Origin of the sequence: Pontibacter rugosus, assembly GCF_042678745.1 — a bacterium.
Taxonomy (GTDB): Bacteria; Bacteroidota; Bacteroidia; order Cytophagales; family Hymenobacteraceae; genus Pontibacter; species Pontibacter rugosus.
The window spans coordinates 1-8,683 of record NZ_JBHTLD010000203.1; the positions used below are offsets into that span (position 1 = coordinate 1).

Annotated in this window: 7 protein-coding genes; 1 reads left to right on the plus strand and 6 read right to left on the minus strand. The window is 44.3% G+C overall.

All coding sequences use genetic code 11. From position 1 onward, the window contains the following. The first annotated feature begins 263 nt into the window (after window positions 1-263). Complete coding sequence (locus ACFQ2O_RS17520) at window positions 264-1,127, plus strand: DUF2911 domain-containing protein (protein ID WP_377530806.1); 864 nt, start codon at window positions 264-266, stop codon at window positions 1,125-1,127. Window positions 1,128-1,179: 52 nt separating this feature from the next. Here ACFQ2O_RS17520 and ACFQ2O_RS17525 read toward each other — a convergent pair whose 3' ends face one another. The 6 genes from ACFQ2O_RS17525 to mnmA all read right to left on the minus strand — a co-directional run bounded on the left by ACFQ2O_RS17525 (window position 1,180) and on the right by mnmA (window position 8,647). Next, window positions 1,180-3,576 carry a TonB-dependent receptor gene (locus ACFQ2O_RS17525; RefSeq protein WP_377530810.1) on the minus strand — a complete coding sequence of 799 codons (2,397 nt, stop codon included), beginning with the start codon at window positions 3,574-3,576 and terminating at the stop codon, window positions 1,180-1,182. Window positions 3,577-3,625: 49 nt separating this feature from the next. Continuing rightward, window positions 3,626-4,279, minus strand: a complete 654-nt coding sequence (gene rpe / locus ACFQ2O_RS17530) for a ribulose-phosphate 3-epimerase (RefSeq protein WP_377530813.1) — start codon at window positions 4,277-4,279, stop codon at window positions 3,626-3,628. Between the two features lie 111 nt (window positions 4,280-4,390). After that, window positions 4,391-4,972 (minus strand): carboxypeptidase-like regulatory domain-containing protein, encoded by a 582-nt coding sequence (locus ACFQ2O_RS17535; RefSeq protein WP_377530817.1) that lies wholly within the window; start codon window positions 4,970-4,972, stop codon window positions 4,391-4,393. 171 nt (window positions 4,973-5,143) lie between these two features. Continuing rightward, on the minus strand, window positions 5,144-6,799 hold the full coding sequence (locus tag ACFQ2O_RS17540) for a S8 family serine peptidase (protein ID WP_377530822.1): 1,656 nt from the start codon (window positions 6,797-6,799) through the stop codon (window positions 5,144-5,146). 1 nt (window position 6,800) lies between these two features. After that, window positions 6,801-7,520 carry a hypothetical protein gene (locus ACFQ2O_RS17545; protein ID WP_377530827.1) on the minus strand — a complete coding sequence of 240 codons (720 nt, stop codon included), beginning with the start codon at window positions 7,518-7,520 and terminating at the stop codon, window positions 6,801-6,803. After that, entirely contained in the window at window positions 7,520-8,647 is a 1,128-nt protein-coding gene (gene mnmA, locus ACFQ2O_RS17550; protein WP_377530831.1) for a tRNA 2-thiouridine(34) synthase MnmA, read from the minus strand. Before mnmA ends, ACFQ2O_RS17545 begins: the two co-directional genes overlap by 1 nt. Window positions 8,648-8,683 lie beyond the last annotated feature (36 nt).

The following is an 8,683-nucleotide window of genomic DNA, read 5'->3' on the forward strand; positions in this document are numbered from 1 at the left end:
TGATACAAAGTAAAGCTGTTTTATGTTTATATAAAAGAGAACTTCTATATAAATAAAGTTAATTATAGAAAAACGAAGCATGGACGCACTAATAAAGGCATTCCTGCGTTTCAAACAGCTGATATTATTCTGAAATAAGCTTCATGAGCTTATTAAGTATAAATTTGCAAACGAACATTGTAAACGAATCGTGTGGCATGATCTTTTCTATAAACTAAAGTGCCAGCGTCATAAATAGTATAGATCACTTATACCTCCGATAGATGAAAAAGTTACTGCCTTTCTTATTTGTTTTTGCCTTTCTTTTGGCAGCACATACAGGACGTGCACAGTTAAAGCTGCCCCAGGCTAGCCCTGCCTCTATGGTTAAACAAACTGTAGGGCTAACGGATATTACAGTTAACTATCATGCACCCAGCACGAAAGGACGAAAAGTATTCGGCAATTTAGTGCCTTACAAGCAGCTTTGGCGTGCTGGTGCAAACGAAGCGACTCTCATAACTTTTGAGGATGAACTTTTTTTGAACCAGGAGCGTGTTCCTGCTGGCACCTACTCTTTGTTTATACTCCCCCAAAATGATTCGCTATGGCACATTGTTTTGAACAAGGATACTACCTTGTGGGGCTTAGAGGGCTACAATGAACTGGATGATGTGGCTTACCTGGAGGTTAAGCCAAAGAAGGGGCCATTTACTGAAACTTTACTTTACTCTTTTTCAGATATAGGCACAAACAAGGCGAACCTAAACCTTGCCTGGGAAAACACTAAAGTTACGCTTAAAATAGAGACAGAAATAGAAAAGAAAGCGTTGCAAAACATCAATAAAGCGCTTTCCACAGCTGCACCTGATGATTGGTTTATCTGGGCACAAAGCGCTGAATACATGTTGTCACGGAAAGAACACCACCAGAAAGCACTGGAGTGGATTAACAAATCAATTTCTATAAAAGACAACTTCTATAACAACTGGATCAAAGCAAAACTTTATGCTCACAACAGCGAGTTTCAGATGGCTGCTTCTTTATCAGCCAAAGCCATCCAGCTTGGCAGCACTGAACCTGAAAGCTATAAAACATATGCGCAACAGATAGAAACAGCTTACAGCGACTGGAAGAAGAGAAAATAATGATTTGATGTACTAAAAAGCGAAAGGCAGCCAGACTGGCTGCCTTCGCTTTTTAGAATTTGGCAACAAAGCGCAGGTTTAAGCGTCGGCCAGTTAAGTAATTGGGAACAGCATAGGTAACTCCATCTATATCATTCACATAGTTATAGGACACGCGATTCTTTGCATCTATCAGGTTCAGTATTTCTAAGCCGATCCAAAGGCTCTCCAACCCAATTTTTTTTCGCTCTACCAAGTCACTTTCTACAATGATAACTTTAGAAAAGCCTATGTCTACCCTCTTATAGGATTTACCATCAAAGGCATTTCGGTAGTCCGGCTGGCTTGGAGGGCCAAAAGGCAAGCCACTCCCGTACACAAAATTCAGGTACATGCGCACTGTTGGGTTATCAGGCAGATGGTCTTGAAAGAATACCCCAAAGTTGAGAAGCTGATCAGTTGGGCGACGGATGTAACCCTGCTCCTTACGCCCTACTACTTCACCTTGTGCATCAAACACAGCAATAGAGTCTCCTCTAACATTTTCTTTTGTTGTTAACACCCCAAGGCTTAACCAGGATTCTGCTCCAGGTATGAATTCGCCGTTCACCCGGACATCAAAGCCTGCAGCATAGGCTTTAGCGTTGTTGCGGGCATAATAGCGCAGCCGCACGTTGTCAAGGTCATACGGGATAACATTTGTCATTGCCTTATAATAGGCCTCTGTTGTTAATTTAAAGTCTCTCCCCCAAGCTTCAAAAAGGTAGTCGCTTCCTACGATGGCATGAATAGAGCGCTGTGCCTTCAACTCTTGATTGATCTCGCCTTTAAAGTTGCGGAGCTCCCTGTAAAACGGTGGTTGATAATATACACCAAGGGCAGCCTTAAAGGAAAGGTTTGGGTTCTTGCGGGTAATAAAAGAGTACTGCACGCGAGGAGATATATTTAGTTCTCCATTAAAATCCCAGTAGGTAGCCCGCACTCCATACGTTAATGTCTTTAGCGAATCCAGCTCAAAGGTATGCTGCACATAGCCACTGTAGCGCAACGAATTAAGCTCTAAGTCAGAAGTGAGAAAGTTTTTCTGGTTCACAAAATCGGCAGAATCCATGAAGGAATATTCCCTGAGCTCGTCGGTTATATTTTCTATACCTAGTTTTGCTCCAAACTGTACATGGCTGCGTTGGCTTAACTGCAGCGTGTTTCGTAACTCTGCCGTTAGCATCTGCGCCAAAAGTGCATTACGTGCATGGTTAAACTCACTTCCTATGCCGCGCTCCTGTAGGCATTCTCCAAAATTATTGCCTGCGGTGCTTACATCGCAGAGCCGGTAACCAGCCTCCACATCTCTGAATTCCCGCTCCCGCGACTGCACACCTGAAAGTATAAGCTGTGCCAGATAGCTAGCTGTGAAGCGGTGAGAGACATTAACACCAGTTTGAAAGGTGCTATACTCCATTGTCTCTTTTCCATCGAAGGCAATGGAAAGCCGTAAAGGGGCCTGCTGCGTCCCAAAAGTAGTAACCTGCGACTCCGGCTCAACCATGAAATTGTTTTTGGCATAGCTGCTGAGTATACCAATGGTAGTCGTACCTGATGGCTCTCCTTTGCTTACATCAAAGCTGACATAGGCCTGTGCATCGGTAAAGGTTGGCTGGTAATTACCATCTGTCTGCAGGCCTTGTAAAATGTATTGTCCGTTTTTATGGCGAACGCCCAAAAGGTAAGAAACTCGCTTATTTTCAGAGGCAGACTCTAAATGTACAGAACCTCCTGTTAAGCCACCTGTAACTGATGCGGCAAATGTTTTTGGCTGCTTGTACTGTATGTTCAGTACAGACGAAAGTTTATCGCCATACTTGGGTTGCCAGCCGCCAGAAGAAAATGAGATGTTCTCTACCAGGTCTGGGTTCACAAACGATAGCCCCTCTTGTTGCGCAGCAGAGATCAGGAATGGCCGGTAGATTTCGATGTTATTGACGTAGACGAGGTTTTCATCGTAATTGCCCCCTCGAACGGAGTAGGTGCTGGAAAGCTCGTTATTGCTGCTAACGCCAGGTAGCGTGACTAATATTTTATTGAAGTCCCCGTAAGCTGACGGCAGGTTGCGTATATCGCGTGGATCAAGTTCGGTTACACTTACCTGCTCGCGTGTATCCTCTTCTTTTTTGCCTCTTACATCAACTGTTTGCAGCTGTTGCGGATCAGCTTCAAGTATAAGCTCCACAGTACGGGACTCTCCAGCATGGAGCGTAAACGTTTGCTGCAGCTCTTTATAGCCTAAGTAGCGCACAACCAGAACAACAGGCCGTTGCGAAGGCAACTGAAGTATAAACTCACCTAAGCGGTTGGTTTGGGTTCCTATAGCTGCTCCCTGCAAGCCTACGGTTGCCTGCTCCAGTGGCTCACGCTGCTGGTTTAGCACTCTTCCAAGTACTGTCGCCTGTTGTGCTGAAACACCTAACGGCAAGAGTATACATAACCATACCGAGAGATACTTCAGCATCAGGCTCTATAATTTATGAAATAGATTTTAAGTCAGCAATTGTCTGAATAGGATCAGCAGCAGAAAACACAAAACTACCGGCAACTAATACGTCAGCACCCTTTTCTAGTAATGCCTGCGCATTCTGCTGGTTCACACCCCCATCAATTTCTATCAGGGCCTGTGAGTTCTGCTGAATGATCAGGTTTTTCAAGGCCTCTGTCTTGCGATAGGTATTTTGAATAAATTTCTGCCCTCCAAAACCTGGGTTTACAGACATCAGGCATACCATATCTGCATCAGCAATAACATCCTCTAACAAATTTACAGAAGTATGTGGGTTAAGAGCGATACCAGCCTTGGCTCCTGTTGCTTTTATTTGCTGTAGCGTGCGGTGCAAATGCGTGCAGGCTTCGAAATGTACCGTAATTGTGTCCGCGCCAGCAGCTCTAAACTGTTCAATGTATAGCTCTGGCTCTACAATCATCAGGTGTACATCCATTGGCTTCTGTGCATGGCGCTTTATAGCTTCCATAACAGGAAAACCAAATGAAATATTCGGCACAAAACGTCCGTCCATAATGTCGATGTGCAGCCAGTCTGCCTGGCTTTTGTTGAGCATTTCTACCTCCGATTGCAGGTTGGCAAAGTCAGAAGCAAGTACAGATGGGGCAATGATAGGTTTCATACCTGCAAAGGTAATTTTTTAATTATGAAATAGGAATGATGCTTTCAGAATGCAACGGATATTAATTAAAAATCCAGGCAACATAGCCTATCTTAGCCACTTAAGCTAATTCTACTGCACCTCTACACTGTCTTTAAAAAACTTGTTGTACTGCGCTTCCTCTTCCTGTTGCTCTAGTTGGCGCTGGTGCGCATTGTGCTTTTGCAGCTGCCGTATCTGTTTCCCCTCATTAGAAAACATGTTATAAAGTGCACCTATCGGTCCACTTACGCTTGGGGTGGGCAAAGTGGGTTCTGGCTCTGGTAAGGGAATGTATGCCGGGTTTTTAACATTGCTGGGATTTGCATAGGGCCTGTTTTTTAAGTCCCGGAGAGACGGCAGGGCTATTACTTCCACCTCCTTCAGTAGAACAGCATCTACTTCAAGTATAACTTTAAGCTTCTGTGAAGTAGTTACAGATAAATCAGCGTTTATAATTTTGGGTGCGTAGCCAAGAGCCCGAATCAAAATAGAATCCTGATCAGCAGCCTGTATCAGAAACATACCCTTTTCATCTGATATTGTAGCTTTTTGTCTTTTGATGTTGATGACAGATGCACCAGACACAGGGGTGTTAGTTTCAGATTGTACTACTGTGCCAACTACCCATCCATTAATTTGAGCAACAACGGAGGTACAAGGCAGAAGGAGCAACAGCCAAAAAATGATGTAGGAAGAATGTTTCAGAAGGATATTGGGTTTGTTTACCAGTTATACTTGAAGGATTCCTATAACCAGCTTTACGTTGCATGCCATACTTATTTATAAGTATAAATTCACAAGCAAAACTAGCTCTTTTAATGATAAGTGGGTAAAGGTCTATACTTATAGTTTAACAAAGCGCAAAGTGTTTACCCGGCTTCCGGACCGGATACGGCACAAGTATAAACCTTTCTGAAGCTTATGCGGCTGTAGTCCTAATAGCTGTTCCGGCTGTGCCTGCGCAATAAGTTGGCTATAGATTATCTTTCCAGTTGCATCTAACACCTGCACCTCTACTTGTTGCTGAAGCCAGGCTTGCCCTAAAGTAAGGCGCACAGGATCTCGGCTCACAGGATTGGAAATAAAAGCTTTAGCCTGCAGAGACACTCCTGGAATAGACGTAACTGTGTGGGAATAAACGGGGATACCATAGCCTATACTGTTATTTGGCCTACTTGCATTACTGCCAAGCTGTCGCAACAGCTTGATGATATCCATATTAGATTTCGTCCTGTTTGACTGCCACAAAACAGTGGAAAATCCAGCCATGATGGGTCCGGCAAAAGAAGTGCCATTGCCTTGCACAAGTCCACCACTAGCATTCAACACATAAGCTCTAAGCCCAAGCGCAACCACATCTGGCTTTATCTGCCCATCCGCAGTTGGGCCAAAAGAACTAAAAGAGGCCTTCACGCCTAATGAATCAACTGCTCCTACAGTAAGTACAGAGTCAGCATCCGCTGGCGCTCCAATATACTGCCATGCTTTATCGCCATCGTTACCGGCGCTTACAACGACCAACATGCCCGTAGCTGCGGCATAATCAGCAGCCCTGGTCACCAAAGCTGTATTACCATCTAAATCATCGTAAGTATAACTTACAGATGGCGCCTGAAATGAAGTATAACCAAGAGAGGAGTTGATAACATCTGCTCCGGCACTATCGGCATATTCGGCTGCTAACAGCCAGTTGATCTCTTCAATGTGATGCTCTGAGGCTGCATCTTCGGTGCGCAGCAACAGGTAATTGGCTCCATACGCTGTACCTATTATGTTGCCGGGGGCATAAGCAGCCATGGTAGACAGCACAGAAGTGCCATGAGCGTTAGCTAAAAACACATTTTCTTGTTTTGTCACAAAGTCAAAGGTGCCCTTTAGCTGCTCATTCTGAAACAGATGCGAGAAAGCAGGAATAGAATCAACACCAGGAAAACCGGTATCTAGAACCGCAATAGTCATACCTTCACCGATAAATCCTGCAGCATGTAGTTCATCAGCGCCCAACATATCTGCCTGATGAAACGCCAAACCATAATCTTCGCTCACCAATGTAGAAGAGATTGCAACAGCAGGTACAGTTTCTAATTTACGATCTAATGCTTTTCGTTGTGGTGATACCGGAAGAGTTGTTCGGTTAAGGGTGCGGTAGCTCTTCACATAAGGCAGTGTCAGCAGCTCCTGAAGATTAGCCTCAGAGCATTGCACTACTGCTGCATTAAACCAACGTGAAGTATACCATACTGTAGCTCCAGCATCCTTCAAACCTGCTACATAGGCAGGGTTAACAGGAAGGTCTCTGGTGGTAAGAGAAATGTTTTGCCGGACTCTGCGCTGCAGGGCTTTCGGAGATAAAAACGCTAAGGGGTTGGCAAGGGAGTATGGGGAATCCTGCTTATTAGTGAAGTAAATCAAGCGCTTCTGCTGCTCTACTTCTGAAGGCTGTTGTGCAAGCGTAGGCAAACACAGAATCAAACAGATGTAGAGCAGCAGTGGACGCATGTTATCTTTTTCCGTAAGTGACTAACTCTTCGTGGCGCTCTGTTCCAAACAATTTAAAGTCTTCGCCAAAGTTGCAATCTACAGACTGCGTTTCGTTACAATAGACTACCTTATTGTATAGCCGGTATATCCGCCCTACACCTTCTGCATAAACTTCTTTCCTATCGTTGAGCTGCACCAGGTTATTTGTTGGGTTGCCTTGAATAACAGTAGCCGTTTTATCAAACACCTGGCCTCTAACGGTATAACTCTCACCAACGTTAGTATAGGTATAAGGCTCTTTCTCATCTACATTGATGACATTGTTGTTAAACGCATCACCTGCCCACGTCTTATTTTCCTTTACTGGAAAAACCAGTTTGACAAACGTTGTATTGTTTTGGGTAAGTAGAACACTACCATTCGATTTCAAAACTGTCATCACAGAGTCTTCTACCCACGGTTTGGTATCATCTGCACGAACAGCACGAACTATTTTGTAGTTTAACGTATTTGATTGGTCGTAAAAAGAGGTGTCAACCAGCTCTCTGATTTGAAAACGACTTGTATCGCCAACATTGCTCCTGAATTTGATATCAGTTACATTGTATACACGGTAATCACCGATTTCAAGAGGATAGTAGTCATACCCCATTGCCTTTGGATCCGGCTCTACAAAGGTTTCTTCGCAGGCAGTAATCACACCAGTTAGCATGGCCAGAAGCAAAAGCGTCTTTTTCATTATTGTAACACGTCAAGTTTGTACGCCATGTTATAGTTGGTTTCTATCCAGCCACCACCTACTACGTCGTCACCTTCATAAAATACGGCTGCCTGTCCAGGGGCAATGGCATGTACACCGCTCAGGAAGTGTACTTTCATTTTATCGCCTTCCTGTTCAATAATGGCTTCAGTGCCTGAATCATTATACCGCACTTTTGTAACTGTAGGAATCGGCTGCCCGATCAGATTTTCATATTTAGAAAGATTAAGCTTACCGACAGTCATAGCATTTTTAGAAAGCTCTTCATAATTGCCAAGCACCACGCGGTTCATATCTTTCTCTATTCTGGTTACATACGCCGGAAAACCTAAAGCAATACCTAAGCCTTTGCGCTGGCCTATCGTATAAAAAGGATATCCCTCATGCTTGCCTACTACTGTACCATCTTCAAGAACAAACTCCCCGCCTGCCACGCTTTCTTCCAATCCTTCTACACGGCGCTTCAGGAAACCTCGGTAATCATTATCCGGAATAAAGCAGATTTCATAAGACTCGGGCTTGTTTACAAGTTCTGTAAAGCCACGGTCCAAAGCCATTTGTCGTATCTCAGTTTTGTGCAGCTTGCCCAACGGAAACATTGTGCGGCTTAGGCTCTCTTGAGAAATACCCCACAAAGCATAAGACTGATCCTTGTTTTCATCTAATCCTTTCGAAATCACGTAGCGTCCGTTCTCTTCACGAAGGTTAGCATAGTGACCTGTGGCAATGAAATCACATCCTAGCTGGTCAGCACGACGAAGTAAGGCATCCCACTTTATATGCGTGTTGCAAAGCACACATGGGTTTGGCGTACGGCCAGCCAGGTACTCATCTGTAAAGTGGTTTATAACAAAATCCCCAAACTCATCGCGGATATCAATAATATAATGCGGAAAACCCAACTGTACAGCAATGTTGCGGGCATCGTTGATAGAGTCAAGGCTACAGCAGCCAGTCTCTTTTTTACTGGCGCCACTAGAAGCATAATCCCATGTTTTCATGGTCATCCCTACTACCTCGTAACCTTGCTCATGCAGCAGCACGGCCGCCACCGAACTGTCGATGCCGCCGCTCATGGCTACCAAAACCCTTCCTTTCGTACTCATTATATATAAAGGTGTATGTCTATTTAGAAAAATTCA

Excerpts from the sequence above, each read along its gene's own strand:
- ACFQ2O_RS17520 (WP_377530806.1), top strand. The coding sequence starts at position 264 with ATGAAAAAGTTACTGCCTTTCTTATTTGTTTTTGCCTTTCTTTTGGCA.
- rpe (WP_377530813.1), bottom strand. The coding sequence starts at position 4,279 with ATGAAACCTATCATTGCCCCATCTGTACTTGCTTCTGACTTTGCCAAC.
- ACFQ2O_RS17540 (WP_377530822.1), bottom strand. The coding sequence starts at position 6,799 with ATGCGTCCACTGCTGCTCTACATCTGTTTGATTCTGTGTTTGCCTACG.
- ACFQ2O_RS17545 (WP_377530827.1), bottom strand. The coding sequence starts at position 7,520 with ATGAAAAAGACGCTTTTGCTTCTGGCCATGCTAACTGGTGTGATTACT.
- mnmA (WP_377530831.1), bottom strand. The coding sequence starts at position 8,647 with ATGAGTACGAAAGGAAGGGTTTTGGTAGCCATGAGCGGCGGCATCGAC.